Annotated in this window: 23 protein-coding genes; 14 read left to right on the plus strand and 9 right to left on the minus strand. The window is 71.6% G+C overall.

Annotated elements, in window-relative coordinates; genetic code table 11:
- Nucleotides 1-214: 214 nt before the first annotated feature.
- Nucleotides 215-1,603 carry a cysteine desulfurase/sulfurtransferase TusA family protein gene (locus OHS57_RS10465; protein WP_328581726.1) on the plus strand — a complete coding sequence of 463 codons (1,389 nt, stop codon included), beginning with the start codon at nt 215-217 and terminating at the stop codon, nt 1,601-1,603.
- Nucleotides 1,604-1,627: 24 nt separating this feature from the next.
- On the opposite strand, the gene OHS57_RS10470 is transcribed toward OHS57_RS10465, so the two are convergent.
- Nucleotides 1,628-2,602, minus strand: coding sequence for a carbohydrate kinase family protein (locus OHS57_RS10470; protein WP_041990578.1), 975 nt, complete (start codon nt 2,600-2,602; stop codon nt 1,628-1,630).
- A 173-nt stretch (nt 2,603-2,775) separates the two neighbouring features.
- On the opposite strand from OHS57_RS10470, the gene OHS57_RS10475 reads away from it, so the two are divergent.
- Together OHS57_RS10475 and OHS57_RS10480 are read left to right on the plus strand one after the other, a co-directional pair.
- Entirely contained in the window at nt 2,776-3,000 is a 225-nt protein-coding gene (locus tag OHS57_RS10475; protein ID WP_041990577.1) for a hypothetical protein, read from the plus strand.
- Between the two features lie 95 nt (nt 3,001-3,095).
- A complete protein-coding gene (locus OHS57_RS10480; RefSeq protein ID WP_328581727.1) occupies nt 3,096-4,607 on the plus strand; it encodes a hypothetical protein in 1,512 nt (503 codons plus the stop codon).
- A 90-nt stretch (nt 4,608-4,697) separates the two neighbouring features.
- Here the strand turns inward: OHS57_RS10480 and OHS57_RS10485 are convergent, their stop codons facing one another.
- Complete coding sequence (locus OHS57_RS10485) at nt 4,698-5,054, minus strand: HesB/IscA family protein (protein ID WP_041996613.1); 357 nt, start codon at nt 5,052-5,054, stop codon at nt 4,698-4,700.
- A gap of 249 nt (nt 5,055-5,303) precedes the next feature.
- Between OHS57_RS10485 and nadA the strand changes: the two genes are divergently transcribed.
- Nucleotides 5,304-6,506, plus strand: coding sequence for a quinolinate synthase NadA (gene nadA, locus OHS57_RS10490; RefSeq protein ID WP_041990573.1), 1,203 nt, complete (start codon nt 5,304-5,306; stop codon nt 6,504-6,506).
- Between the two features lie 88 nt (nt 6,507-6,594).
- Here nadA and OHS57_RS10495 read toward each other — a convergent pair whose 3' ends face one another.
- From OHS57_RS10495 to OHS57_RS10515, 5 genes are all read right to left on the minus strand, one after another.
- Entirely contained in the window at nt 6,595-9,747 is a 3,153-nt protein-coding gene (locus tag OHS57_RS10495; RefSeq protein ID WP_328581728.1) for an efflux RND transporter permease subunit, read from the minus strand.
- A 198-nt stretch (nt 9,748-9,945) separates the two neighbouring features.
- Nucleotides 9,946-10,632, minus strand: coding sequence for a response regulator (locus OHS57_RS10500; RefSeq protein WP_041990568.1), 687 nt, complete (start codon nt 10,630-10,632; stop codon nt 9,946-9,948).
- A complete protein-coding gene (locus tag OHS57_RS10505; protein WP_443043068.1) occupies nt 10,629-11,924 on the minus strand; it encodes a sensor histidine kinase in 1,296 nt (431 codons plus the stop codon). The genes OHS57_RS10500 and OHS57_RS10505 overlap by 4 nt, the downstream gene beginning before the upstream one ends.
- A 128-nt stretch (nt 11,925-12,052) precedes the next feature.
- Nucleotides 12,053-12,334 (minus strand): PspA-associated protein PspAA, encoded by a 282-nt coding sequence (pspAA, locus tag OHS57_RS10510; protein WP_041990563.1) that lies wholly within the window; start codon nt 12,332-12,334, stop codon nt 12,053-12,055.
- A 9-nt stretch (nt 12,335-12,343) separates the two neighbouring features.
- Nucleotides 12,344-13,138: a PspA/IM30 family protein gene (locus OHS57_RS10515; protein ID WP_198533305.1), complete on the minus strand. Its 795-nt coding sequence runs from the start codon at nt 13,136-13,138 to the stop codon at nt 12,344-12,346.
- Between the two features lie 296 nt (nt 13,139-13,434).
- Here OHS57_RS10515 and OHS57_RS10520 point away from each other — a divergent pair, with 296 nt between their 5' ends.
- From OHS57_RS10520 to OHS57_RS10530, 3 genes are all read left to right on the plus strand, one after another.
- Nucleotides 13,435-14,031, plus strand: a complete 597-nt coding sequence (locus OHS57_RS10520; RefSeq protein ID WP_041990559.1) for a DUF3043 domain-containing protein — start codon at nt 13,435-13,437, stop codon at nt 14,029-14,031.
- Nucleotides 14,032-14,072: 41 nt separating this feature from the next.
- Complete coding sequence (locus tag OHS57_RS10525; RefSeq protein ID WP_041990557.1) at nt 14,073-14,792, plus strand: class I SAM-dependent methyltransferase; 720 nt, start codon at nt 14,073-14,075, stop codon at nt 14,790-14,792.
- A 138-nt stretch (nt 14,793-14,930) separates the two neighbouring features.
- On the plus strand, nt 14,931-16,028 hold the full coding sequence (locus OHS57_RS10530) for a S1C family serine protease (RefSeq protein ID WP_328581729.1): 1,098 nt from the start codon (nt 14,931-14,933) through the stop codon (nt 16,026-16,028).
- Nucleotides 16,029-16,106: 78 nt separating this feature from the next.
- Here OHS57_RS10530 and OHS57_RS10535 read toward each other — a convergent pair whose 3' ends face one another.
- Nucleotides 16,107-16,316 carry a hypothetical protein gene (locus tag OHS57_RS10535; RefSeq protein ID WP_041990553.1) on the minus strand — a complete coding sequence of 70 codons (210 nt, stop codon included), beginning with the start codon at nt 16,314-16,316 and terminating at the stop codon, nt 16,107-16,109.
- A 91-nt stretch (nt 16,317-16,407) separates the two neighbouring features.
- Between OHS57_RS10535 and OHS57_RS10540 the strand changes: the two genes are divergently transcribed.
- On the plus strand, nt 16,408-17,616 hold the full coding sequence (locus tag OHS57_RS10540; protein WP_328581730.1) for a bifunctional adenosylcobinamide kinase/adenosylcobinamide-phosphate guanylyltransferase: 1,209 nt from the start codon (nt 16,408-16,410) through the stop codon (nt 17,614-17,616).
- A gap of 71 nt (nt 17,617-17,687) precedes the next feature.
- Nucleotides 17,688-18,776: a nicotinate-nucleotide--dimethylbenzimidazole phosphoribosyltransferase gene (cobT, locus tag OHS57_RS10545; protein ID WP_328581731.1), complete on the plus strand. Its 1,089-nt coding sequence runs from the start codon at nt 17,688-17,690 to the stop codon at nt 18,774-18,776.
- Nucleotides 18,777-18,796: 20 nt separating this feature from the next.
- Here the strand turns inward: cobT and OHS57_RS10550 are convergent, their stop codons facing one another.
- Nucleotides 18,797-19,561: a hypothetical protein gene (locus OHS57_RS10550; protein ID WP_328581732.1), complete on the minus strand. Its 765-nt coding sequence runs from the start codon at nt 19,559-19,561 to the stop codon at nt 18,797-18,799.
- Nucleotides 19,562-19,662: 101 nt separating this feature from the next.
- On the opposite strand from OHS57_RS10550, the gene OHS57_RS10555 reads away from it, so the two are divergent.
- The 5 genes from OHS57_RS10555 (at nt 19,663) to OHS57_RS10575 (ending at nt 26,572) form a co-directional block, all read left to right on the plus strand.
- Nucleotides 19,663-20,463, plus strand: a complete 801-nt coding sequence (locus OHS57_RS10555) for an adenosylcobinamide-GDP ribazoletransferase (RefSeq protein WP_328581733.1) — start codon at nt 19,663-19,665, stop codon at nt 20,461-20,463.
- A gap of 202 nt (nt 20,464-20,665) precedes the next feature.
- Nucleotides 20,666-22,198, plus strand: coding sequence for a leucyl aminopeptidase (locus OHS57_RS10560; RefSeq protein ID WP_328581734.1), 1,533 nt, complete (start codon nt 20,666-20,668; stop codon nt 22,196-22,198).
- 331 nt (nt 22,199-22,529) lie between these two features.
- Nucleotides 22,530-23,918: a dihydrolipoyl dehydrogenase gene (lpdA, locus tag OHS57_RS10565; RefSeq protein ID WP_041990539.1), complete on the plus strand. Its 1,389-nt coding sequence runs from the start codon at nt 22,530-22,532 to the stop codon at nt 23,916-23,918.
- A gap of 110 nt (nt 23,919-24,028) precedes the next feature.
- Nucleotides 24,029-25,849: a 2-oxoglutarate dehydrogenase, E2 component, dihydrolipoamide succinyltransferase gene (gene sucB / locus OHS57_RS10570; RefSeq protein WP_328581735.1), complete on the plus strand. Its 1,821-nt coding sequence runs from the start codon at nt 24,029-24,031 to the stop codon at nt 25,847-25,849.
- Between the two features lie 99 nt (nt 25,850-25,948).
- Nucleotides 25,949-26,572 carry a GntR family transcriptional regulator gene (locus OHS57_RS10575; protein ID WP_041990532.1) on the plus strand — a complete coding sequence of 208 codons (624 nt, stop codon included), beginning with the start codon at nt 25,949-25,951 and terminating at the stop codon, nt 26,570-26,572.
- The last annotated feature ends 69 nt before the right edge of the window (nt 26,573-26,641 follow it).

Below are 26,641 nucleotides of genomic sequence, written 5' to 3' on the forward strand. Positions count from 1 at the left end.
CTCGCCCGCGCGGCCGGCTGCGGCCGTCTCGGTCGGTCGCCGGCCCTGACGCGGGCAGGGGTTTGGATGTTTATGCGGACCAAACCCTACTGGACGCAATTTGGGGTCGCGCGGGGAGGGTGCCCAACGCGCCGTCCGACACCCCGAAGGGGTGGAATGCCAGCATCCGGGCCACTTCTGACGCTCCCTTCGCGTGCGGGGTTAGCGTGGCGCGGTGCCGTACTTCGACTCTGCCTCCGCCGCCCCGCTCCATCCCGTGGCCCGTCAGGCCCTTCAGGCGTCCCTGGACGAGGGTTGGGCGGATCCCGCCCGGCTCTACCGGGAGGGGCGGCGGGCCGCGCTGCTCCTCGACGCGGCCAGGGAGGCCGCCGCCGACGCCGTGGGATGCCGCCCCGACGAACTCGTATTCACCCCTTCGGGCACGCACGCGGTGCACGCGGGGATGTCCGGAGCTCTCTTCGGCCGTCGGCGTGTCGGACGTCATGTGGTCGTGTCCGCGGTGGAGCACTCGTCGGTGCTGAACAGCGCCGCCGCCCACGAGGCGGCGACCGGCGGCCCGGTGACGGAGGTGCCGGTCGACCGGTACGGGGCCGTGTCGCCCGGCGCGTACGCCGAAGCGCTCGGGGCGCAGACCGCGCTGGCCGCCCTGCAGTCCGCCAACCACGAGGTGGGGACGGAGCAGCCGGTGGCCGAGGTCGCCGAGGTGTGCCGGAGCCGGTCGGTGCCGCTGCTGGTGGACGCGGCGCAGTCGCTGGGCTGGGGTCCGGTGGACGGTGCCTGGTCGCTGCTGACGGCGAGTGCCCACAAATGGGGCGGTCCGCCCGGGGTCGGGCTGCTCACCGTACGCAAGGGGGTGCGGTTCGCCCCCCAAGGCCCCGCCGACGAGCGGGAGTCGGGGCGTACGCCCGGCTTCCAGAACCTTCCGGCGATCGTGGCGGCCGTGGCGTCGCTGCGCGCGGTACGGGACGAGGCGGCCGGTGAGGCGGCCCGGCTGCGGGCGCTGGTGGAGCTGATCAGGACCCGGGTGCCCGAACTGGTGCCCGATGTCGAGGTGGTGGGTGACCCGGAGCACCGGCTCCCGCACCTCGTCACCTTCTCGTGTCTCTATGTCGACGGGGAGGCGCTGCTGCACGAGCTGGACCGGGCTGACTTCTCCGTGTCGTCGGGTTCGTCGTGCACGAGCAGCACGCTGACCCCGAGCCATGTGCTGAAGGCGATGGGGGTGCTGTCGGAGGGGAACGTCCGGGTCTCGCTCCCCCTCGGCACCCCGGCGGCTGACGTCGAGCGGTTCCTCGACGTGCTGCCGGCCGCCGTGGCGTCGGTACGGGCCCGGCTCGGCGCTCCGGTGACCCGGGTCGGCGCGGAGCCGGCGGGCACGGCGTCGCTGCTGGTCGACGCGATCGGCAGGCGCTGCCCGATCCCGGTGATCGAGCTGGCGAAGGTGATCGGTGACGTGCCGGTCGGCGGGACGGTGACGGTCCTCGCGGACGACGAGGCGGCGCGGCTCGACATCCCCGCCTGGTGCGAGATGCGGGGCCAGGAGTACGTCGGCGAGCAGCCGGCGGACCACGGTGTCGCTTACGTGGTCCGCCGGGTGTCGTAGTAGCTGGTGTCGTGACCGGGCGGCTCAGCCCAGGTGGGTCTGCACCTCGACGGCGGCGTCGTGACCGTACGCCTTGGTGAAGCGCTCGATGAAGTGCGTCCTCGCCAGGGTGTACTCCTGCGTGCCGACCGTCTCGATCACCAGGGTGGCGAGCATGCAGCCGATCTGCGCGGCGCGCTCCAGGCTGACGCCCCAGGCGAGCCCGGAGAGGAAGCCGGCGCGGAAGGCGTCACCGACGCCCGTCGGGTCGGCCTTGGTCTCCTCCTGCGCGCAGCCGACCTCGATCGGCTCCTCGCCGACGCGCTCGATGCGGACGCCGTTCTTGCCGAGGGTGGTGACGCGGTGGCCGACCCTGCTGAGGATCTCGGCGTCCGTCCAGCCGGTCTTGGACTCGATGAGCCCCTTCTCGTACTCGTTGGAGAAGAGGTAGGCGGCGCCGTCGAGCAGGACCCGGATGTCGTCGCCCTCCATCCGCGCGATCTGCTGGGAGAAGTCGGCGGCGAACGGGATGCCCCGGCTGCGGCACTCCTCGGTGTGGCGGAGCATCGCCTCGGGGTCGTCGGCGCCGATCAGCACCAGGTCGAGGCCGCCGACGCGGTCGGCGATCTTCTTGAGCTCGATCTGCCGGGCCTCGCTCATGGCACCCGTGTAGAAGGAGCCGATCTGGTTGTGGTCGGCGTCCGTCGTACACACGAAGCGGGCCGTGTGCAGGACCTCCGAGATGCGGACGGAGCCGGTGTCGACGCCGTGCCGGTCGAGCCAGGACCGGTACTCGTCGAAGTCCGAGCCGGCCGCGCCGACCAGGATCGGGCGCGTGCCCAGCTGGCCCATGCCGAAGCAGATGTTGGCCCCGACACCGCCCCTGCGCACGTCGAGGTTGTCGACCAGGAAGGACAGGGAGACCGTGTGGAGCTGTTCGGCGACCAGTTGGTCGGCGAAGCGGCCCGGGAAGGTCATCAGATGGTCAGTGGCGATGGAGCCGGAGACTGCGATTCGCACGGCGTGAACGCTCCTGGAGAGGAGAACGGTTGACAGTTCACGCTACCGGGTCGCGCGGGCGGCCGGTCGGCACGGCTTCGTCCTGTCGGCCGGCGGACCCGACGGCCGACGGACGGGAAACTACCGGATGGTAGGGGTTTGTCCGGTCGCCGGACCCTGCCTACCGTGGACGTATGGCGAACCACAGCGGGCGTTCCGAGAACGGTACGGGGACCGGCGGCCTTGAGGCCGAGATCAGCCTGGCGCAGCTGCGCGGGGACTGCGCGCGGATGGCGCCGCACTGGCTGGCGCCCGCTCCTTCGGCCGCCGTCCCCGTGCCGCCTTCACACATCCGGGGGATCACGGTGCCGGCCGGTTCGGTACGGCTGATCGCCGGAACGGCCCAGTACGGCGAGTGACGTCGCGCTGATCGCGGTGCCGGGGGAACCGGCTGCGGGCCGCCGCCGTCCCAGTGGTGTCCGCAGGACGACGAGCCGGCCGAGGGAGCGCAGCGGTGACCAGTACGGATCAGCCCCGCGAGAGCGCGGGAGACGGCGACAGCGAGAACAGGCGCAGGGGGCGGCACCCGCTCGCCGTGGGCGCGGTCGCGGCAGCGGTACTGATCGTGGCGGGCGGCGGCGCGTACTTCGCGACGGCCGCTTCGGGGGACGGTGAAGCGAAGGCGGCGCACCACCCGCCCAAGCTGGCCCTCGACGGTTATCCGGTGCCGTCCACGGCGACGGGTCCGGCGCCGAGCGCCCCCGAGGGGATCGCGCCGGGCGAGCCTGATCCAGGTCGGGTGATCTACCGCGCGGCGGGGAAGCTGCCCGCGGGGCCCGAGAACGCCCGTGTCTACCGGGCGGGGTCGGGTGTGACGGCGGCCGAGGTGACCCGGCTGGCGACCGCGCTCGGCGTGTCGGGCACACCGCAGCCGGACGGCACGGCGTGGAAGGTCGGCGCGGACAAGGACGGTTCGGGTCCGCTGCTGCGGGTGGAGCGGCAGGCGCCGGGCAGTTGGACGTTCGCCCGGTACGCGCCCTCCCCCGGCGGTGACAACTGCCTGAAGGGCAAGGCCTGTCCGAGCGGCGGAGGTGGCGGCAGCGTCGGCGGCGCGGCCGGCGGTGTCGAGGGTGGCGGGCCGGTGAGTGAGGACGCGGCGAAGAAGGCGGCGGCGCCCGTGCTCAAGGCCGTGGGCCAGGGTGACGCCCGCCTGGACGCGCGCCAGTTGATGGGCGCGGTCCGGGTGGTGAACGCGAATCCGCTGGTCGGCGGCGCGCCGACGTACGGCTGGTCGACGGGGCTGCAGATCGCCGCCGACGGCACCGTGAGCGGCGGCAGCGGTCAGCTGAGCGTGCCCGCGCGGGGCGACAGCTATCCGGTGATCAGCGCGGCCGAGGCGCTGAAGCAGCTGAACAGCACGGCGTCGGGTGCGGGCCGGGGCAGCGTCGGCGGCTGCGCGACGCCCGAGCCGCTGACCGGTGCGGAGAAGCCGGCCGCGCCGTGCACCCCCAAGCCGACGGCGCCGCCCGAGGCCGTGGTGATCGACAAGGCCGAGTTCGGTCTGGCGGCGCAGAGCGTCGGCGGCCACCGGGCGCTCGTACCGTCCTGGCTGTTCCAGGTGTCGCCCGGCGGCGGCAATCTGCCGTACACGCTCACCCGGCCGGCCGTGTCGCCCGAGTTCCTTTCCCCCGCGCTGCCGCCGCACCAGGAGATGCCGGGCGGCCCTTCACCGGTGGGCCCGGGGAAGAGCGCCGGTGACACACCGGGCAAGCAGGTCATGTCGTACAGCGCCGAGGGCACGAAGCTCACCGTGCGGTTCTGGGGCGGGGTCTGCGGTACGTACACGGCGCGCGCCGACGAGAGCGGTACGGCGGTGAAGGTCGAGGTGGTGAAGCCGGTCCAGGATCCGGGGACGGTCTGTGTGGCGATGGCCAAGGAGCAGACGGCGTCGGTGACGCTGGAGCGCCCGCTGGGCGGCCGGCAGGTCGTGAACGGCACGACGGGCGAGAAAATCGGCCGCGGCTGAGCCACCGGTGAATGGCGCCAGGCATGCGAAAGGCGGCGGTCCCTTCAGGGATCGCCGCCTTCTTCGGCTCTGTCCGGCAGCCGAAAAGATCTAGCTGAAGGAGTCACCGCAGGCGCAGGAGCCCGTCGCGTTCGGGTTGTCGATCGTGAAGCCCTGCTTCTCGATGGTGTCGACGAAGTCGATCGAGGCGCCGCCCAGGTACGGGGCGCTCATGCGGTCGGTGACGACCTTGACGCCGCCGAAGTCCTTGACGACATCGCCGTCGAGCGAGCGCTCGTCGAAGAACAGCTGGTAGCGCAGACCGGAGCAGCCACCGGGCTGAACGGCGACGCGCAGTGCGAGGTCGTCCCGGCCTTCCTGGTCCAGCAGGGTCTTGACCTTGCCCGCGGCGGCGTCGGACAGGAGGATGCCGTCGCTCACGGTTGTGGTGTCGTCCGATACGGACATCTGCTTCTCTCCCGGGTTGTACGGACTGCTTGCCGACAGTGCAACCGGCATGGCCGCTGATTCATTCCGGCCCTGGCATTTGTCTTTCTCTTCCTCTTCATGCTCGCACACCACGCGGGGGAACGGCACGGGGCCGAGCTCCCTTCGTCATGCGTCACATCGACGCGATCGGCATCGTCAAAGTGACGTGAAGGGGATATGATGGATAACGTCAATTAGACGAAAAGGCTCCTCCGCAGAGAAGAAAGGGTGCGTGACGTGACCACCACCACCGCCCAGCCCCGTCAGGATCTCGATGTCCGGCCGACGCCCCTCGCCCTGCTGCTGCTCGGCCGCGACGCCGACCCGCGCAGCGAGCGCGGCGTCGAGTGCCCGGGTGATCTGCCGTCGCCGTCCGACCCCGGCCTGGTGGAGCGCGCACGCGCCGCCAAGGAGAAGCTCGGGGACAAGGTGTTCGTCCTGGGCCACCACTACCAGCGTGACGAGGTCATCCAGTTCGCCGACGTGACCGGCGACTCCTTCAAGCTGGCCAGGGACGCGGCTGCCCGCCCGGAGGCGGAGTACATCGTCTTCTGCGGTGTGCACTTCATGGCCGAGTCCGCCGACATCCTCACCGGCGACGACCAGAAGGTCGTCCTGCCCGACCTCGCGGCCGGCTGCTCGATGGCCGACATGGCGACGGCCGAGCAGGTCGCCGAGTGCTGGGACGTGCTGACCGAGGCCGGGATCGCCGAGCAGGTCGTACCCGTCTCGTACATGAACTCGTCCGCCGACATCAAGGCGTTCACCGGCAAGCACGGCGGCACCATCTGCACGTCGTCCAATGCCGAGCGTGCCCTGAACTGGGCCTTCGAGCAGGGCGAGAAGGTGCTGTTCCTGCCGGACCAGCACCTCGGCCGCAACACGGCCGTGCGGGACCTCGGGCTCTCCCTGGACGACTGTGTCCTGTACAACCCGCACAAGCCCAACGGCGGGCTGACCGCCGAGCAGCTGCGGGACGCGAAGATGATCCTGTGGCGCGGCCACTGCTCCGTGCACGGCCGCTTCTCGCTGGACTCGGTGAACGACGTGCGCGAGCGGATACCGGGCGTCAATGTGCTGGTGCACCCGGAGTGCAAGCACGAGGTCGTGTCGGCCGCCGACTACGTCGGTTCGACGGAGTACATCATCAAGGCCCTTGAGGACGCCCCGGCCGGCTCCAAGTGGGCCATCGGTACGGAGCTGAATCTCGTGCAGCGGCTGGCGAACCGTTTCGCCGCCGAGGACAAGGAGATCGTCTTCCTCGACAAGACGGTCTGCTTCTGCTCCACCATGAACCGCATCGACCTGCCGCACCTGGTGTGGACGCTGGAGTCGCTGGCCGAGGGCAACGAGGTCAACCGGATCCAGGTCGACCGGGAGACGGCGGATCTCGCACAGCTCGCGCTGGAGCGGATGCTGGCGCTGCCGTAGAGCGCGTCCGTGACGCACCAGGGGCCCCCGCCGGACGGCGGGGGCCCCTGGGCGTTCCGTACGGAAGACGTACGGCGGATTCGGCGGATCAGGCGTTCGCGGGCTCCCTGTCCGGCTCGGCGGACGTGTCGTCCTGCTTCGCCGACCGCTTGGCCGCCTTCTTCTTCGCGCGGCGCTCCTTGCGCAGCTCCACCATCGCGTACAGCGTCGGTACGAGCAGCAGCGTCAGCAGCGTCGACGTCACCAGACCGCCGATCACCACGACCGCCAGCGGCTGGGCGATGAAGCCGCCCTCCCCGGTGACACCCAGCGCCATCGGGAGGAGCGCGAAGATCGTCGCCAGGGCGGTCATCAGGATCGGGCGGAGCCGGTGACGGCCACCCTCGACCACCGCGTCGACCACGCTCAGACCCTGCGCCCGGTACTGGTTGATCAGGTCGATCAGCACGATCGCGTTGGTCACGACGATGCCGATCAGCATCAGCATGCCGATCATCGCGGGCACACCCAGCGGTGTACCGGTGATGAGCAGCAGGCCCAGCGCGCCGGTGGCGGCGAACGGGATCGAGACCAGCAGGATCAGCGGCTGGATCAGCGACCTGAACGTGCCGACCAGCAGCATGAAGACGATCGCGACGGCCGCCAGCATGGCGAGGCCCAGCTTGACGAAGGCGTCGTCCTGGTCCTGCGAGACACCGCCGATGGAGGCGGTGGCACCGGCCGGCAGCTTCAGATCGTCGATCTTCGACTGGAGCGCGGTGCTGACGGCGCCGGTGTTGTCACCGGTCGGCCTGGCGGTGATCGTCGCGGCGCGGGCACCGTCGATCCGCGTCATGGTGACCGGTCCCGGCACCACCTTGACGTCGGCGATCTGGCCGAGCTTCACCGGGCCCAGCGACAGGTCCTTGAGCTGGGCGATCGTGGCGGCCGGCTTGGCGGAGGTGACGACGACGTCGCGCTCGGTGTCGCCGAGCATCGCCTGCCCGGACTTCGTACCGCTGACGGCCTGGGCGACGGCCGCACCGAGCGTCATGTCGTCGAAACCGGCGTCGGCCGCCTTGGAGTTGGCCGTGACCGAGATGCGCGGGATGCTCTGCGACAGGTCGCTCTGTACGTCCGTGACGTCGTCCAGCTTCGCGACGGCCGCCTGTACCTGGTCCGACGCCTTCTTCAGGGTGTCGGCCTCGGACGCCTTGACGACGACGCTCAGGTCCGTGCTGCCGAAGCCGCCGCCGGCCGCGACGGTCGTGTCACCGATGCCGTCGAGCTTGGCGAGGCCCTTCTCGATCTCGTCCTGGGTCTTCTCGTACGCCGACGCGTCCTTCAGCGTCACCTGGTAGGACGCCTGGTTGGCGCCCGTGCCGCCGCCGAAGGCCGCCATGATCCCGGAGGAGCCGACGGTGACCTGGTAGTCCTTGACCTCGTCGAGGCCCGCGAGGACCTTCTCGACCTTCTTCGCCGCCGCGTCGGCCGACGCCAGGTCGGTTCCGGCGGGCAGCTTCTGCGTGACGGACAGGACGTCCTGGTCGCTCTGGTCGAAGAAGTTGGTCTTGATGAGACCCGAGATGCCGAACGTGCCGATCAGGATGACGACAGCGATGATCACGCTGGTGAGCCTGCGCCGGGTGGCCCAGCGCAGCACCGGTACGTAGATCCGCTGGAGCCTGCCGCGGGACTCCTTCTCCTCGGCGACCCTGCGGGCCTCCTCCGGGCTGACGCCGAGCGCCGACTTCGGCGGGCGCAGGAACCAGTACGAGAAGACGGGGACGACGGTCAGCGAGACCAGCAGCGAGGCGAGCAGCGCCGCCGTCACGGTCAGCGAGAACGAACCGAACAGTTCGCCGACGATGCCGCCGACGAGTCCGATCGGCAGGAACACCGCGACGGTGGTGAGGGTCGACGAGGTGACGGCGCCCGCCACCTCCTTGACCGCGGTGATGATGGCGCTGTGCCGTTCCTCGCCGTAGCTCAGATGGCGCTTGATGTTCTCCAGCACCACGATCGAGTCGTCGACGACCCGGCCGATCGCGATGGTCAGCGCGCCGAGCGTCAGCACGTTCAGCGACATGCCCTGGGTCCAGAGCACGATCAGCGCGAGGACCACGGAGAGCGGGATCGAGATCGCCGTGACCAGCGTCGAGCGGATCGACGCGAGGAACAGCAGGATGATGATCACGGCGAAGAGCAGCCCGAGAGCGCCTTCGGTGGTCAGGCCCGAGATGGACTTGGAGACGGCAGGACCCTGGTCGCTCGCGACCGTGATCTCCGACCCGGGACCGAGGTCCTTGCGCATGTCGGACAGCTTGTCGTTGACCGCGTCCGAGATGGCGACGGCGCTACCGTCGTTGTCCATCGTCACGTTGACGGCGAGGCTGGGCTTGCCGTCGGTGCGGGTCAGCGAGGTGGCCGCGGCCGGCTGCTGCTCGACGGTGGCGATGTCGCCGACCCGTACGGGCTTGGCCGTACCGCCGGCACCGGCTCCGCCGCCCGGGGCGGCCGGCGGCGGGATCCGCAGGTCCTCGATCTGCTTGAGCGACGTGTAGCTGCCGCCGACCTGGACCGTACGGCTGGTGCCTTCCTCGGCGAACGCGCCGGCGGCCACGGGCACGCCGCCGGCCTTGAGGGCGGCGGAGAGCGAGGCGGTGTTCAGCCCCGCCTGCGCGAGCTTCTTGGTGTCGGGCGTGACGGAGATCTGGAGGTCGCGCACACCGTCGACGGTGACCTGGCCGACGCCGTCGATGTCCTGGAGCGCCGGGACGACCGAGCGGTCCAGCTGGTCGGCGAGCGCCTGCTGGTCCTTGTCGGAGGTGACGGCGAGCACGACGGTCGGGATGTCGTCCGTGGAGCCCGCGATGACCTGCGGGTCGACGCCTTCCGGCATCTGGTTGCCCGCGCGGTTCACCGCCTGCTGCACATCGGCGACGAGCTGCTTCGTGCCGTCGTCGCCGAAGTCGAAGCTGGCCATGACGACGGCGTTGCCCTCGCTGGCCGTCGAGGTGATGGTGCTGATGCCGTCCACGGCCTTGAGGTTGTTCTCAAGGGGTTCGACGACCTGCTTCTCGACCACATCCGGGGAGGCGCCCTGGTACGGGGCGAGCACCGAGACCACGGGGAGATCGATGGTGGGCAGCAGTTGCTGCTTGAGCTGGGGGATCGCTATCGCGCCGAAGACGAGCGCGATGATCGACATCAGCCCGATCAGGGCCCGTTGCGCGAGGCTGAATCTGGACAGCCAGGACATGGGGTCTCTCTTCTGTGGTGTACGCGGCAGTTGGGCGCGGCCGTGGGGCAGCTGCCCGGATGGTTCGTGGTTGATCGTCGGCGGGGGCCTGTCGCCCCCTACATACGATCAGCCATTCGGAGCGCCGGATCCGTCGCCCGCCAGACGCATTTCCTGGGGCGCCGAGTACCGCGCCTGGAGTACGCGGAGGGTGGGGTACTACTCCACCCTGGCCCGCACGAGGCCCGATTCGTAGGCGATTACCACCAATTGGGCCCGGTCGCGGGCGCCAAGCTTTGCCATCGCCCGGTTCACATGGGTCTTGACAGTCAGTGGGCTGACTTGCAGCCGCTCGGCGATCTCGTCGTTGGAGTGGCCGCCCGCCACCTGCACCAGCACCTCACGCTCGCGCACGGTCAGCGCCGCGAGCCGCTTGGTGTACTCGGCGGGGGCGGGCCCTTCGGAGTCGGTGCCGCCCTGCGCGAGGAAGGTCGCGATGAGGCCCTTCGTCGCGACGGGCGACAGCAGGGCGTCGCCCGCCGCCGCGATCCGGATGGCGTTGAGCAGTTCGACGGGCTCGGCGCCCTTGCCGAGGAAGCCGGAGGCGCCCGCGCGCAGCGACTGCACGACGTACTCGTCGACCTCGAAGGTGGTCAGCATGACGACATGCACCCCGGCGAGCGCGGGGTCGGCGCTGATGACGCGGGTCGCCGCCAGACCGTCCGTACCGGGCATCCGGATGTCCATCAGGACGACGTCGGGCGCGGCGGTACGGGCCAGTTCGACGGCCTGGGCGCCGTCGGCCGCCTCGCCGACGACCTCCATGTCGGGTTCGGAGTCGACCAGCACCCGGAAGGCACTGCGCAGCAGCGTCTGGTCGTCGGCCAGCAGGACCCTGATCGTCATACGGTCTCCCCTGCCCGGCAGCCGCCGGTGCCCGTGGCGGGCCGCGCCTCGGCTGTCGCGCGCGGCTTCCCCTTCGCCTTCACGGGCAGTATCGCCTGCGTACGGAAGCCGCCTCCGTAGCGGGGTCCCGCGGTGAGGGATCCGCCGAGCGCGGTGACGCGCTCACGCATGCCGAGCAGACCGTGGCCGCCGCCCTGGGTCGGCTCCGCCGTCCCCTCCCCGTCGTCGAGGACCGTGATCTCCACGGTCGGGCCGACCCGTACGACGCTCACCTCGGCCCTGGCACCGGCGCCCGCGTGCTTCTGCGAGTTGGTCAGGGCCTCCTGGATGATGCGGTAGGCGGCGAGGTCGACGGCGGCGGGCAGCTCCACGTCGCCGTCGCTCACGTACTCCACCGGCAGCCCGGCGTTGCGGAACGTGTCGAGCAGCCCTTCGAGGTGCGCGAGTCCCGGGGCCGGTTCGGTAGGTGCCTCGGGGTCGCCGGACTGGCGCAGCAGCCCGACGGTGGCGCGCAGTTCGTTCAGCGCCGACCTGCTGGCCTCCCGTACGTGGGCCAGGGCCTCCTTCGCCTGGTCGGGCCGCTTGTCCATGACATGGGCCGCGACCCCGGCCTGGACGTTGACCAGGGCGATGTGGTGGGCGACGACGTCGTGCAGATCGCGGGCGATCCGCAGCCGCTCCTCGGCGACCCGGCGCCTGGCCTCCTCCTCACGGGTGCGCTCGGCGCGCTCGGCCCGTTCCCTTATGGCGTCGATGAACGCGCGGCGGCTGCGTACGGCGTCGCCCGCCGCACTGGCCATCCCGGTCCAGGCGAAGATCGCCAGGTTCTCCTGGGAGTACCAGGGGCCGGTGCTGAAGATCATCGCGACGGCGGTCAGCACGGCCATGGTGGCGAAGCCGATCCGCCAGGTGGTGGGGCGGTCGGTGCGGGCGGCGACGGTGTAGAGGGCGATGACGGCGCTGAACACGACGGGCGCGGGCGGATCGCCGGTCACCAGTTCCAGCACGGTCACCGCGCTGGTGCACAGCAGTACGGGCCTGGGCGCGCGCCGGCGCAGGACGAGCGCGGCGGCGGCGACGGCCATCAGCAGCAGGCTGAGCGCGCTGGGCGGCTCCGTGCTGAAGGTGGGGCCGCCCTGCCCTCGGTGCGGGTTCGCGAACGAGCCGATCACCATGCACACCAGCACGGTGACCGCGAGCGCGCCGTCGGGGGCGAGCGGATGCGCGCGCAGCCAGTGCCGGGTGCGCGCGTAGGCGGTTCCGTACGCGATGCCGAGGGAGGTCACATCTATGCACGGTACGGGGTCGGCGTCGCGCACCCGGGAAAACGGCGGGGTGCGCTCCGGCACACCCGGCGGCCCGGACACACGACGGCGCCCCGCCTGGGGCGGGGCGCCGGGAGTGGTGGAGTGGGGTGCCGTCAGACGGAGGGGATCAGCCCTTCGTCGCTGAGCAGCTCGCGTACCTCTTCGAGGGTCGCGCCCGGTGCGGGGAGGATCAGCTCCGACGGCTCCAGCGAGTCGTCGGGCAGTGGCTCGCCGAGCTCGCGCACCTTGTCGAGGAGGGCGTGGAAGGTGCGGCGGAAGCCGTCCCCGTCGCCGTTCCTGACCTCGGCGAGCAGCAGGTCGTCGAGCTTGTCCAGCTCGGCGACGTGGCCGTCCGCCAGCCGCCGCTGGCCCTCCCCCATGATCCGTACGATCATGACGAATCCTTAACTCTTGTCGAACTTCGACTGGGACGGCGGCGCGTCCTTCTCTCCGGCCGCGCCTGCGGCGCCTCCTTCGATTGCCTGCTGCGGCGACCCGCCGGCCAGCTCGGCCTTCATGCGCTGAAGTTCGAGCTCGACGTCCGAACCGCCGGAGATCCGGTCCAGCTCGGTGGCGATGTCGTCCTTCGCGAGCCCCGACTGGTCGTCGAGGGCGCCCGAAGCGAGCAGTTCGTCGATCGCGCCTGCCCTGGCCTGCAGCTGCGCGGTCTTGTCCTCGGCCCGCTGGATGGCCAGACCGACGTCGCCCATCTCCTCGGAGATTCCCGAGAACGATTCGGCGATCCGGGTCTGCGCCTGCGCAGCCGTGTACGTGGCCTTGATCGTCTCCTTCTTCGTACGGAAGGCGTCGACCTTGGCCTGGAGGCGCTGCGCGGCGAGGGTGAGCTTCTCCTCCTCGCCCTGCAGCGTGGTGTGCTGCGTCTCCAGATCGCTGACCTGCTGCTGAAGCGCGGCGCGGCGGGACAGCGCCTCGCGCGCCAGGTCCTCCCGGCCGAGGGCGAGGGCCTTGCGGCCCTGGTCCTCCAGCTTGGTCGACTGGCCCTGCAGCTGGTTCAGCTGCAGCTCAAGCCGCTTGCGCGAGGTCGCCACATCGGCGACGCCGCGGCGTACCTTCTGAAGCAGCTCAAGCTGCTTCTGGTACGAGTAATCGAGGGTCTCGCGCGGATCCTCGGCCCGGTCAAGGGCCTTGTTTGCCTTCGCGCGGAAGATCATCCCCATACGCTTCATGACACCGCTCATGGGCTTCGCGCGCCCCCTTCTGACGGACTCCAGCTCCAGCACTCCTACAGAACCCACAGTACGGGGCCTGCATCCATTACCGCACTGTTCGAGCGCGGATGCGCTCCTCCCCAAGGACGACTGCGCCCCGCGGCCGTCCGGCGCAGGGAGTAGGTGACCGTAGGGGGAAGCGGAGGCGAAGCCCCCGCCGTGTCCCCCTCTGTCCCGTCTGTTCCGTCTTTGAAGACGCAGGCCGTTGCGGGATCGTTCCCCTCGGGGGTGGGGTCCATGCACGGCACCCCGTACCCTTGGGCTTTGTGTTCCGTAGCCGCGCCAAGGAAGAGAAGGTCCCCGGCACGAAGGTGTCGATCGACCTCTCCAAGCAGACCCGTGACCCGCAGGCCCCGAAGGGCCGCCCGACCCCCAAGCGCGCCCAGGCGCAGTCGCAGCGCCGACGCGCCTCGACGGCGCCGACCGACCGCAAGACGGCCACCAAGCAGCAGCGCGAGGCGCGGCGTGCCGACATGGCCAGGCAGCGGCAGGCCCTCGCCAACGGTGACGAGCGCTATCTGCCGGCCCGTGACAAGGGCCCGGTGCGCAAGTTCGTCCGTGACTACGTCGACTCGCGCTACTCGGCCGCCGAGTTCTTCCTGCCGCTCGCGGTGGTGATCCTCGTCCTGAGCATGGTGCGGATCGGCTCGCTGCAGAACATCGCGCTGCTGATGTGGCTCGTGGTGATCGTGGTGATCGTCGTCGACTCGATCGGGCTGTGGTTCCGGCTGAAGAAGCAGCTGGCGATCCGCTTCCCCGACACCCCGAAGCGCGGCGCCGTGCCGTACGGCCTGATGCGCACGCTCCAGGTCCGCCGGCTCCGGCTGCCCAAGCCGCAGGTCAAGCGCGGAGAGCGACCCTGACCACGGACGTCTCCGGCTTCTCGGGGAAGCTGCGGGACGTCGTGCGTCAAGAGCTGGTCGCCCGGCAGCTCGATGAGCAGATCGCCGGGCGGTTCCCTGTCGGGCAGCGGCTGCGGATCCTCGACGTCGGGATGGGACGGGGCGTCCAGGCGCTCCGGCTGGCCCGTGCGGGACACACGGTGACGGGCCTGGAGTCGGACTCCGATTCGCTGTCGACGGCGCGTACGGCCCTGTCGGCCGAGCCCGAGGGCATACGCGAGCGGGTCCGGCTGCTGGAGGGCGACGGACTCGAGACGGGTGTGCACTTCCTGCCCGGCGGTTTCGACGTGGTGCTGTGCCACGGCGTGCTGATGTACGTCGAGGAGCCCGACGCGATGATCGCGGGGCTCGCCAGGATGCTGGCCCCCGGCGGGCTGCTGTCGCTGCTCGTACGCAACGCGGACGCGCTGCCGCTGCGGCCGGGCTTCGCCGGTGACTGGCCGACGACACTGGCCGCCTTCGACGCGCATCTGTACACCGACCGGCTGGGCGCGCGGGTGCGTGCCGACCGGCTCGACGACGTGACGGCGACGCTCGCCGGTATCGCGGCTCCGCTGCACGCCTGGTACGGCGTGCGGGTCTTCACGGACGGCGCGGGTGACGCGGCGGCGCCGGAGGGCGACGAGCTGCGCCAGCTGCTGGCCGCCGAGGACCGGGCGGGCCGCACGGAGCCGTTCCGCAGGATCGCCGCGCTGCTGCATGTGTGCGGGGTCCGGGGCTGACCGTCCGGGGCTGACCGTCCGCGTGCCGGGCCGCCACTCCTTGCCGCCGTTCTTTGCCGCCGTTCCTTGATCGCGGGCACCCCCTGATCGGCGGCGCACCGCAGGCCGACCCTGGTGGGCAAAAGGGATACTCCGGACATGGACGCATCTCTTCTCCGTGGCCGCGCGCGCCGGCTGCTGCTCCCCCTGACCGCAGGCGTCTGCGCCGTGGCGTTGGCCGGCGGCTGCTCCGGCCCCGGCTCACCGGCCGCGAGCTCCGCCGAGTCCGACGCGGACACGACGACGCAGGCAGCCGCCGTGCAGCGCGCGGACGGCGACGACCTGCAGAGCGACTACGAGAGCGTGATCAAGAACGCGCTGCCCTCGGTCGTGCAGATCGACGCCGGGGACGCGCTGGGCTCGGGCATCGTCTACGACGACAAGGGCCATATCGTCACCAACGCCCATGTGGTGGGCAAGGGCAAGACCTTCAAGGTCACCGTCGCCACCCAGGAGCAGCCGCTCCAGGCGCGGCTGGTCTCCAGCTTCCCGCAGCAGGACCTCGCCGTGATCGAGCTGGAGAACCCGCCCAGCGGGCTGAAGGCCGCTAAATTCGGCGACTCGTCCAAGGTCGCCGTCGGGCAGATCGTCCTCGCGATGGGCTCGCCGCTCGGTCTGTCCAGCAGTGTCACGCAGGGCATCGTCTCGGCGGTCGGACGGACCGTCAGCGAGAGCGAATCGGGCGGCGGTACGGGCGCCACGATCGCCAACATGGTGCAGACGTCGGCCGCGATCAACCCCGGCAACAGCGGTGGCGCGCTGGTCAACCTGGACAGCGAGGTCATCGGTATCCCGACGCTCGCGGCGAGCGACCCGCAGATGGGCAACAGCGCGGCGCCCGGCATCGGCTTCGCGATCCCCGTCTCGATGGTGAAGACCGTCGCCGACCAGATCATCAAGAACGGCAAGGTCACCAACTCGGGCCGGGCCGCGCTCGGCATCACCGGACGCACCGTGCTCGGCGACGACTTCCAGCCCGAGGGGGTCGCCGTCGTGACGGCCGTAAAGGGCGGCGCGGCGGCGGCCGCCGGGATCAAGTCGGGCGACATCATCACCAAGCTCGGCGGCCGGCGCGTGACGACGATCGACTCGCTGTCCGAGATGCTCGCGTCCGACAAGCCGGGCCAGAAGGTCCAGGTGGGCTACACGAGGGGCAGCTCGGCGAAGACCGTCCAGGTCACGCTCGGGGACATGTAGCCGGTACCTGTACGGACGCGGCCCGCGGCCCGGTGAGGGCGGCGGGCCGCGCTGCTCGTCAGCTCCGGACCAGCGCTCTCAGGCCTGTTCGGCGTGCAGGCTCATCGGTCCGTAGATCTTCTTGCTGTCCTCGAAGAGCTGCACCTGGTCGGCGCCGCCCTCCTTGAGTTCCTTCCACGCCTCGCCGATCCAGGACTCGGCGTCCCCCTGCGTGGTGAACTCCTCCGGCTCGACCGCCGGCGGCACCTCCGTCCCGTCGGACTTCTCGAACCGCCACGTCCACGCCATGTGCGCCTCCCGGGTCCCGCGAGCTGATCAGTTTCCTGCCCGCAGCGTAGCCGGGCGCGCACCGTGAGCGCGGACACGGGAGGATCATCCCGTGGAACTCACTCTGCTCGGCACCGGAGCCCCCGAAGGACTCCCCCGCCCCGACTGCCCCTGCGCCGCCTGCGCCGCGGCCCGTGGCGCCTCCGCGCGCGCCGCGACCTCGCTGCTGGTGGACGGCGTCCTGCTGCTGGACCTCACCCCGGGAGCGGCGTTCGCGGCGGCGCGCGCCGGGCACACCCTGACCGGCGTACGGCAGGTCCTGCTCACCCATCCGCACGACGGCCCGGCGGTCGAGCTGCCCGCAGGGCTGCCGCCCGCCGGACGGGTGGCGGACGGCCGGGTGCTGACGCTGCTCAGCGGGCACCGGGTGCGGGCGGTGGCGATGGACGCGCCGGGCACCGGGTACGAGGTGACGGCGCCCGGCGGCGAGCAGCTGCTCTACCTGCCGCCGGGCGGTGCGCCCGCCGGGCTGCTGGCCGGGCAGGACAGGAACGTCACGTACGACGTGGTGGCCGCCGATGTCGTGGGGCGGCCCGAGGCGGTCGCCCGGCTGCGCGAGTCCGGGGCGGTCGGCCGGTCCACCGATGTGCTGGCCGTCCACCTCGACCACGACGTACCGCCCGGCGCCGAGCTGGCGCGGCGGCTCGCGGCGGCGGGCGCGCGCGCCGTGCCGGACGGTACGACGCTGACCGTGGGCGCCTACCAGGCCGTCCCCGACGTACCGCGCCGCACGCTGGTCACGGGCGGGGCGCGGTCCGGCAAGTCCTGGGAGGCCGAGCGGCGGCTGGCCACGTTCCCCGGCGTGCTGTACGTCGCGACGGGCGGCACGCGCGCGGGGGACGCGGAGTGGGCCGAACGGGTCAGAACCCACCGCGAGCGGCGCCCCGCGTCCTGGCGGACCACCGAGACCTGCGACCTCGTACCGCTGCTCGCCGACGACGGCCCCCCGCTGCTGATCGACTGTCTGTCGCTGTGGCTGACGGACGCCATGGACCGGGTGAACGCCTGGGACGACGCGGCGTGGGCGGCGGACGGCCAGAAGGCACTGCGCGCGCGCATGGCCGAACTGACCGACGCCGTACGGGAGACGAGGCGCACGGTGGTGGCGGTGACGAACGAGGCCGGCTCGGGCGTGGTGCCCGCGACGGCGTCGGGGCGCCGCTTCCGCGACGAACTGGGCAGGCTGAACGCGGCGTTCGCGGCGGAGTGCGAACACGTACTGCTGGTGGTGGCGGGCCAGGCCCTGCCGTTGCGCGGTTAGGGCCTGCCCTGGCCGCGAGCAGGACCGGACTGCGCGGAACCGCGCGGCGGCCTGCCGGTACTGTTCGGCGAATGAGCTCGCTGAATCTCGATGACTTCTCCGATCTGATCGAGCGCCCCGACGGCAACATGCGGCGCGAGGCCGAGGAACGGCGGGAGCGGCTTACCGTTCCGCCCGGCGCGCTCGGGCGCCTGGACGAACTGGGCGAGTGGCTGTCGGCCGCGCAGCACTCCGTCCCCGTGAAGGCCGTCACCCAGCCCCGGGTGGTGATCTTCGCGGGCGACCACGGAGTGGCGGCGCTCGACGTGTCGGGACGCCCCGCGGGCAGCGCGCATGTGCTGGTGCGGGACGCCCTGGAGGGCGCCAGCCCGGCGGCCGTGCTCGCGCGCCGCGCCGAGGTGCCGGTACGGATCGTGGACGCGGGGCTCGACTGCGACCCCGGGCTGCTGCCCGACGAGGTCGTACGCCACCGGGTGCGGCGCGGCAGCGGGCGGATCGACGTCGAGGACGCCCTGACGGCCGAGGAGGCCGAGCAGGCCGTACGGCTCGGCATGGCGATCGCCGACGAGGAGGCGGACTCCGGCACCGACCTGATCGTGCTGGGCGACCTGAGCGTCGGCGGCACCACCCCCGCGGCCACCCTGATCGCCGCACTGTGCGGCACGGACGCCAGCGTGGTCACGGGACGCGGCGGCGCCGGTATCGACGACCTGGCGTGGATGCGCAAGTGCGCTGCGGTACGGGACGCACTGCGCAGGGCCCGCCCGGTCCTCGGCGACCAGCTGGAACTGCTGGCCGCTGTCGGCGGCGCCGACCTCGCCGCGACCACCGGCTTCCTGCTGCAGAGCGCGGTACGCCGGATGCCGGTGATCCTGGACGGCGTGGTCTCGGCCGCCTGCGCCCTGGTCGCCCAGCGAGCGGCGTTCCGCGCGCCGGACTGGTGGCTGGCGGGCCAGGTGAGCGGAGAGCCGGCGCAGGCGAAGGCGCTGGACCGGATGGCGATGACACCGGTACTCGACCACGGCGTGAAAGCGGGCGGCGGCACGGGCGCGCTGCTGGCCCTGCCCCTCGTCCAGGCGGCAGCGGCTCTGGCAGCCGAACTGCCGGAGCGGCCGGAGCAGCCGGAGCAGCCGGAACCGGACGCGGACCCGACCGCCTGACGCCCGCCGGGCGAGCCGGGTCAGCGCCCGGGGCCCGGTGGCAGTGCCGGTTTGTCGGGGGCTCCGCCGATCAGGTCCTGGAAGCGGCGGCTCGGGCCCGACCAGCGGATGTCGTGGCGGTAGGCGCGGAGGACGGCTCTGGCTCGTCTTTTGGGGCGGTGGCGGTAGAAGCGTTTGGCCCAGGGTGAGACCGGGCGGGCCAGTCTGATCGCGCCCACCAGCGCGACGAACGGCACCAGCGTGCCGATCAGCGCCATGCGCAGCTTCCCCTTGAACGCGGTGATCAGCGCGAGGAGGAAGTCGATGACGATCGTCGTGATGACCGTGCCCCGGCCGTCCTGCTGACTGTCCGACAGGGAGTTGACGCCGAGCGGGGCGAAGCCGCCGATGACCAGGAACGCCATGGCGGCGGCCAGCACCACGACCTCGACGCTCTGGCGGCCCTGTTCCGACCAGTAGACGTCGTCCAGGTGCAGGATCAGCGCGAACTCGTCCAGTACCAGCCCGGCGCCGAAGCCGAAGATCACCGAGAACACCGCGGCCGTGACGCCATGGGTTCCGCTGCCCGCCGCGCCGAAGCCGCCGACGACGGTGAGCACCACCCCCGGCACCACGTGGTGGATGTGCATGCCGCCGGGCGAGACGTTGCCGAACGGGCCCTTCCCCGCCCGGATCAGCCGGGTGATCGTCCGGGTCAGCAGGAAGCACACCACGAAGGACGCGAGGGCGAGCAGCATGGGCAGTTTGCCCGGCTCGACGATGTTCTGGTGGAACCAGTGACCCATGCAGCGCACTCCTGAATTGCCGTCAATCACCGGCTATAGCTGGTTATGCACCAATTTACCGGCTGTCAGAGGTGTCGGCGCTCTTGGCTACCCTTCGGCCGGTGACCCCCACAGACGACAGCACCCGCGCCTCGGCGGCCGACGGCATACGTTTCGCGTTCGGCACCCTCACCGTGCTGCCGGTCGCCGTGTCCCGCTGGGACCGGGCGGCGGCCCGCGCCGGGATGCTGTCCGCGCCGCTCGCCGGGCTCGTCGTGGGGCTGTGCGCCGCGGCGGCCGGCGGGCTCGCGCTGCTCGCCGGGGCCGGTGCGCCGCTCGCCGCCGTGGCCTCCGTCGCCGTACCGGCCGTGCTCACCCGGGGGCTGCATCTCGACGGTCTCGCGGACACCGCCGACGGGCTGGGCAGCGGCAAGCCCGCCGAGGATGCGCTGCGGATCATGAAGCAGTCGGACATCGGCCCGTTCGGGGTGATCACGCTGCTGCTGGTGTTCGCGGCGCAGCTCGCCGCGTCGGCCGGGCTGTACGGCGCCGGCTGGGCACAGGGCGCCGTGGGGTCCGTCGTCGCCGCCGTCGCCGCGCGGCTCGCGCTCACCCTGGCGTCCCGTACCGGGGTACCGGCCGCCCGGCCCGAAGGACTCGGGGCCGCGGTCGCCGGGGTGCTGCCGATGCGTACGGCTGTCGCCGTCGCCGTACTCGTGACGCTCTGCTGCGCGGCGGCCGGCGCGCTCTTCGGGGCGGGCGGCGCACTGCGCCACGGGCTCGCCGTACTGGCGGCGCTCGCGGCGGCCCAGCTGCTGCTGCGGCACTGCGTACGGCGGTTGGGCGGGGTCACGGGCGATGTCTTCGGCGCGCTCGCCGAGACGGCGGCCACCACCGCGCTCGTCGCGCTGACCCTGGGCTGAGCCCGGACCGGCCCTGGAACGACAGCGGCTGACGGGCCGAAACACACGGTCAGAAGGGGTGGAAAGGGACGGGGCGTGAGGGGACCTCATCACTGAGCGTAGGCTCATTCTCGGCGCTCTCAGGCCGGAATACGATGCGGCGGGTCCGGTCGGCCCACCCCTCGACCGCCAACGAACTCAACGGAAGCGAGATTTCACCACCGTGACTGCTCTCACTCTGAAGCCCGACGGAGCGGCGACGCTCCGCACCGACGCGGTAGTCGTCGGCGTCGCGAAGGGCGCCAAGGGCCCCACCGTCGCTCCCGGCGCCGAGGCCGTGGACAAGGCGTTCGACGGAAAGCTCGCCGCCGTCCTGCAGACCCTCGGTGCCTCGGGCGCCGAGGACGAGGTGACCAAGCTGCCCGCGCCCGCCGGGCTCAAGGCGCCGCTCGTGCTCGCCGTCGGACTCGGTGCGGCGCCGGAGAAGGGCGAGTCGTACGGCTCCGAGCAGCTCAGGCGCGCCGCGGGCACCGCGGCCCGCGCGCTGAAGGGCACGGCCAAGGCCGCGTTCGCGCTGCCCGTCGAGTCGGCCGGGGATGTCGCGGCCGTCGCCGAGGGCGCGCTCCTCGGGGCGTACGCCTTCACCACGTACCAGGGCGGCGAGAAGACGGCGAAGGGCGCCGGCAACGGCCCCAAGCAGCCGCTCGCCGACGTCACGGTCCTCGGCGGCAAGCCGCGCGACAAGGCCCACAAGGCGGCGGCTGAGCGCGCGGTCGCGCTGGCGGCGGAGATCAACCGCGCCCGTGACCTGATCAACATGCCGCCGAACGACCTCACCCCCGAGTCCTTCGCCGCCATCGCGACGGCCGCCGGCAAGGAGAACGGCGTCAAGGTCGAGATCCTCGACGAGAAGGCGCTCACCAAGGGCGGCTACGGCGGTCTGCTCGGCGTCGGCCAGGGCTCGGTCAACCCGCCGCGGCTTGTCCGCCTCGCCTACACCCACTCCAAGGCGGACAAGACCCTCGCGCTCGTCGGCAAGGGCATCACCTACGACTCGGGCGGCATCTCGCTCAAGCCGCCGGGCCACAACGAGACGATGAAGTGCGACATGAGCGGCGCCGCCGCCGTGTTCGCCGCCGTCATCACGGCGGCGAGGCTCGGCCTGCGCGTCAACGTGACGGGCTGGCTCGCCCTGGCCGAGAACATGCCGTCGGGCTCCGCCACCCGCCCGGGTGACGTCCTGCGCATGTACAGCGGCAAGACCGTCGAGGTGCTGAACACCGACGCCGAGGGCCGGCTCGTGCTGGCCGACGCGATCACCCGCGCCTCGGAGGAGAACCCGGACGCGATCATCGACGTGGCGACGCTGACCGGTGCGATGGTGCTGGCGCTCGGCAACCGCACCTTCGGCATCATGGCGAACGACGACGCGTTCCGCACCGCCATCCACGACGTGGCGGGCGACGTCGGCGAGGCCGCCTGGCCGATGCCGCTCCCCGCCGACCTGCGCAAGGGCATGGACTCCCCCACCGCCGACATCGCCAACATGGGCGAGCGGATGGGCGGCGGCCTGGTCGCAGGGCTCTTCCTCCAGGAGTTCGTGGGCGAGGGCATCACCTGGGCCCACCTGGACATCGCGGGACCCGCCTTCCACGAGGGCGCGCCGTACGGCTACACCCCCAAGGGCGGCACGGGCTCCGGTATCCGCACGCTGGTCAGGCTCGCCGAGCGGACGGCCGACGGCGACCTCGGCTGACGGCGGCGCCCCGGGCGGGAGCGCCCGGAATAAACCGTTACGGTCCCGGGCTTCAGCAGCTGGGACCGTAACGGTCGGTGCAGGGCAGGATTTCGCCCTGGAAGAAATCCGTACGCCGGTCCGTACGTCAGTACGCAGTGCGGAGCCCGTGTCGCGGACGTCCGTCCGTACCGGACCCCGGCCCCGCGTCCCGTCGCCCGTCGACAAGTGCGAAGATGGGTCTTCGGCAGGACAGGGCCCCCACCACAGGGCCGAACAAAAGCGGCCGAACACCAGCCGCCGCCCGGTCATGGAAGACCGGCGACCGGCGCACATGCATGGAGGACGTGACGTGGCGAACGACGCCAGCACCGTTTTCGACCTAGTGATCCTCGGCGGCGGTAGCGGCGGGTACGCCGCGGCGCTGCGCGGGGCGCAGCTGGGCCTGGACGTCGCCCTGATCGAGAAGGGCAAGGTCGGCGGCACCTGCCTGCACAACGGCTGCATTCCCACCAAGGCCCTGCTGCATGCCGGCGAGATCGCCGACCAGGCACGCGAGTCCGAGCAGTTCGGTGTCAAGGCCACTTTCGAGGGCATCGACATGGCCGCGGTGCACAAGTACAAGGACGAGGTCATCGCCGGCCTCTACAAGGGCCTGCAGGGGCTTGTCGCCTCCCGCAAGGTGCACTACATCGAGGGTGAGGGCCGGCTGTCCTCGCCCACCTCCGTCGATGTCAACGGTCAGCGGATCCAGGGCCGCCATGTCCTGCTCGCGACCGGCTCGGTCCCGAGGTCGCTGCCCGGCCTGGAGATCGACGGCAACCGGATCATCTCCTCGGACCACGCGCTGAAGCTGGACCGCGTCCCGCAGTCCGCGATCATCCTGGGCGGCGGTGTCATCGGCGTCGAGTTCGCCTCGGCGTGGAAGTCCTTCGGTACGGACGTGACGATCGTCGAGGGTCTGAAGCACCTCGCGCCGCTGGAGGACGAGAACAGCTCCAAGCTCCTGGAGCGGGCGTTCCGCAAGCGCGGTATCAAGTTCAACCTCGGCACGTTCTTCGACAAGGCCGAGTACACCCAGGACGGCGTCCGGGTGACCCTGGCCGACGGCAAGACCTTCGAGGCGGAGGTGCTGCTGGTCGCGATCGGCCGCGGCCCCGTCTCGCAGGGCCTCGGTTACGAGGAGCAGGGCGTCGCCATGGACCGCGGCTTCGTCCTCGTCGACGAGTACATGCGGACGAACGTGGAGACGATCTCCGCGGTCGGCGACCTCGTCCCGACCCTCCAGCTCGCGCACGTCGGCTTCGCCGAGGGCATCCTCGTCGCCGAGCGGCTGGCCGGGCTGAACACGGTCCCGATCGACTACGACGGTGTGCCCCGGGTGACGTACTGCCACCCCGAGGTCGCCTCCGTCGGTATCACCGAGGCCAAGGCCAAGGAGATCTACGGCGCCGACAAGGTCGTCGCGCTGAAGTACAACCTCGCGGGCAACGGCCGCAGCAAGATCCTCAAGACCGCGGGCGAGGTCAAGCTCGTCCAGGTCAAGGACGGTGCCGTCGTCGGCGTCCACATGGTCGGTGACCGGATGGGCGAGCAGGTCGGCGAGGCTCAGCTGATCTACAACTGGGAGGCTCTGCCGGCCGAGGTCGCGCAGCTCATCCACGCGCACCCGACCCAGAGCGAGGCGCTCGGCGAGGCCCATCTCGCCCTGGCCGGCAAGCCGCTCCACTCCCACGACTGATCTGGTGCCCCTCCCGTCAAGCTTTGCCCTGTCGCGCAAACATTGCCGGTCGGGGCACCAGTCCGAGCGCGACGACCACTACCGCACATTCGTTAGGAGCAACTGAAACCATGGCGGTTTCCGTAACCCTGCCGGCGCTCGGCGAGAGCGTCACCGAGGGCACTGTCACCCGCTGGCTGAAGGCCGAGGGCGAGCGCGTCGAGGCCGACGAGCCACTGCTTGAGGTGTCCACCGACAAGGTCGACACCGAGATCCCCGCCCCCGTCTCCGGCGTGCTGGCGTCCATCAAGGTCGCCGAGGACGAGACGGTGGAGGTCGGCGCCGAGCTGGCCCTCATCGACGACGGTTCCGGCGCGCCCGCCGAGGCGCCCGCACCGGCCGCCGAGCAGGCGCCGGCCCAGGAGGCACCGCAGCAGCAGGCACCGGCGCCGCAGGCCGCGCCCGAGCCGGCCGCGGCAGCGCCGTCCACCGAGTCGCAGGCCCCCGCGCCCGCGCCGACCGCCCAGGCGGCGTCCGGCGGCGGCAGCGCCGAGGGCACCGACGTGGTCCTTCCGGCGCTCGGCGAGAGCGTCACCGAGGGCACCGTCACCCGCTGGCTGAAGGAGGTCGGCGAGTCGGTCGAGGAGGACGAGCCGCTGCTGGAGGTCTCCACCGACAAGGTCGACACCGAGATCCCCGCGCCCACCGCCGGTGTGCTCCTGGAGATCGTGGTCGGCGAGGACGAGACCGCCGAGGTCGGCGCGAAGCTCGCCGTCATCGGTGCTCCGGGCGCCGCGCCCGCCAAGGCCGAGGCCCCCGCGGCCCCGGCTCCGGCCGCCGCCCCGCAGCAGCAGGCACCGGCCCCGACGCCCGCACCGGCGCCCGAGCCCACGCCGGCTCCCGCGCCGCAGCAGCAGGCACCGGCCCCGCAGGCCGCGCCCGCACCGGCTCCCGCGCCGGCACCCGCGCAGCCCGCCCCCGCGCAGGCCGCTCCGAAGCAGCCTGCCGCCACCGCCAGTGACGACGGCGCGTACGTGACGCCGCTGGTCCGTAAGCTCGCCGCCGAGAACGGCGTCGACCTGGCCTCGGTCAAGGGCACCGGCGTCGGTGGCCGGATCCGCAAGCAGGACGTCGTCGCGGCCGCCGAGGCGGCCAAGGCCGCAAAGGCGTCGGCCCCGGCCGCCGCCCCCGCCGCCGCTTCGAAGGCGCCCAAGCTTGAGGCGTCCCCGCTGCGCGGCCAGACCGTCAAGATGACCCGCATGCGCAAGGTCATCGGCGACAACATGATGAAGGCGCTGCACGACCAGGCCCAGCTGACCTCCGTGGTCGAGGTGGACATCACCAAGCTGATGCGGCTGCGCGCGCAGGCGAAGGAGGGCTTCGCGGCCCGCGAGGGCGTCAAGCTCTCCCCGATGCCGTTCTTCGTCAAGGCCGCCGCCCAGGCGCTGAAGGCCCACCCGGTCATCAACGCCCGGATCAACGCCGAAGAGGGCACGATCACCTACTTCGACACCGAGAACATCGGTATCGCTGTGGACTCCGAGCGTGGCCTGATGACGCCGGTCATCAAGGGTGCGGGCGATCTGAACATCGCCGGCATCTCCAAGAAGACCGCCGAGCTGGCCGGCGCCGTGCGCGCCAGCAAGATCACGCCGGACGACCTGGCCGGTGCGACCTTCACCATCTCCAACACCGGTTCGCGCGGCGCGCTGTTCGACACGATCATCGTGCCCCCGAACCAGGCCGCGATCCTGGGCATCGGTGCCACGGTCCGCCGCCCGGTGGTCATCAACCACCCCGACCTGGGTGAGACCATCGCGGTCCGCGACATGACGTTCGTCGCGCTCTCCTACGACCACCGTCTGGTGGACGGCGCCGACGCGGCCCGTTACCTGACGGCCGTCAAGGCGATCCTGGAAGCCGGCGAGTTCGAGGTCGAGCTCGGGCTGTAGCAGGAATCCGTACGGCGACGGCGCCCCTGTCCGGACTCTCCGGGCGGGGGCGCCGCCGTATCGTCTACCCAAAGGCCGATGTCCCCGAGGAGTGCCGCCATGACCCCGCCCGTCGTCCACTCGCTGCGCGAACAGATCCGCGAGCACATCGTGGAGGGGATCGTCAGCGGGCGCTGGAAGCCGGGCGAGCGGATCGTGGAACGCAGGATCGCCACCGAGCTGCAGGTCAGCCAGACGCCCGTCCGGGAGGCGCTGCGCGAGCTGGAGAGTCTGCGGCTCATCGAGTCGGCGCCCAACAAGGGCGTACGGGTGCGCAATCTGACCGCCGCCGACCTGGAGGAGAGCTATCCCGTCCGGGCGGGCCTCGAACAGATCGCCGCCGAACTGGCCGCCGAACGGCTGGCGCTGGACTGCTCGGCGCTGGAGCCGCATGTGGCGGGGCTCTACGCGGCCGACCGCAAGGACGACGGTACGGCGCAGGTGCTGCACACCGTCGCCTTCCACCGCGAGCTGGTGCGGGCGGCCGGCAACAGCGTGCTGCTGCACACCTGGGAGGGGCTGGGCATCGAGGTGTTCACGGCGCTGTCGATCCGCTGGCTCGGCACGGTGCAGAAGTCGTACGCGGAGGAGCACCACGCCTTGGTCGAGGCGTTCAAGCGGCGCGATCCCGAGATCGGCCCGCTGGTCAAGACCCATGTGCTCGGCTGCGCGCCGCGCGCCTGACCGGCACCCGACCGCAGCGTCGCACACACGAACGATCAAGGGTCACCGCGTGCCGCCTGAGCTGGCACG

This window comes from Streptomyces sp. NBC_00370 (genome assembly GCF_036084755.1).
In the GTDB taxonomy this organism is placed as follows: domain Bacteria; phylum Actinomycetota; class Actinomycetes; order Streptomycetales; family Streptomycetaceae; genus Streptomyces.

What these genes read in the sequence shown, in the direction of transcription:
- pspAA (WP_041990563.1), bottom strand. Translation starts at nt 12,334, where the DNA reads ATGATCGTACGGATCATGGGGGAGGGCCAGCGGCGGCTGGCGGACGGC.
- cobT (WP_328581731.1), top strand. Translation starts at nt 17,688, where the DNA reads ATGAGCTCGCTGAATCTCGATGACTTCTCCGATCTGATCGAGCGCCCC.
- sucB (WP_328581735.1), top strand. Translation starts at nt 24,029, where the DNA reads ATGGCGGTTTCCGTAACCCTGCCGGCGCTCGGCGAGAGCGTCACCGAG.
- OHS57_RS10495 (WP_328581728.1), bottom strand. Translation starts at nt 9,747, where the DNA reads ATGTCCTGGCTGTCCAGATTCAGCCTCGCGCAACGGGCCCTGATCGGG.
- OHS57_RS10530 (WP_328581729.1), top strand. Translation starts at nt 14,931, where the DNA reads ATGGACGCATCTCTTCTCCGTGGCCGCGCGCGCCGGCTGCTGCTCCCC.
- OHS57_RS10515 (WP_198533305.1), bottom strand. Translation starts at nt 13,138, where the DNA reads ATGAGCGGTGTCATGAAGCGTATGGGGATGATCTTCCGCGCGAAGGCA.
- OHS57_RS10475 (WP_041990577.1), top strand. Translation starts at nt 2,776, where the DNA reads ATGGCGAACCACAGCGGGCGTTCCGAGAACGGTACGGGGACCGGCGGC.
- OHS57_RS10485 (WP_041996613.1), bottom strand. Translation starts at nt 5,054, where the DNA reads ATGTCCGTATCGGACGACACCACAACCGTGAGCGACGGCATCCTCCTG.
- OHS57_RS10535 (WP_041990553.1), bottom strand. Translation starts at nt 16,316, where the DNA reads ATGGCGTGGACGTGGCGGTTCGAGAAGTCCGACGGGACGGAGGTGCCG.
- OHS57_RS10575 (WP_041990532.1), top strand. Translation starts at nt 25,949, where the DNA reads ATGACCCCGCCCGTCGTCCACTCGCTGCGCGAACAGATCCGCGAGCAC.
- OHS57_RS10500 (WP_041990568.1), bottom strand. Translation starts at nt 10,632, where the DNA reads ATGACGATCAGGGTCCTGCTGGCCGACGACCAGACGCTGCTGCGCAGT.
- OHS57_RS10550 (WP_328581732.1), bottom strand. Translation starts at nt 19,561, where the DNA reads ATGGGTCACTGGTTCCACCAGAACATCGTCGAGCCGGGCAAACTGCCC.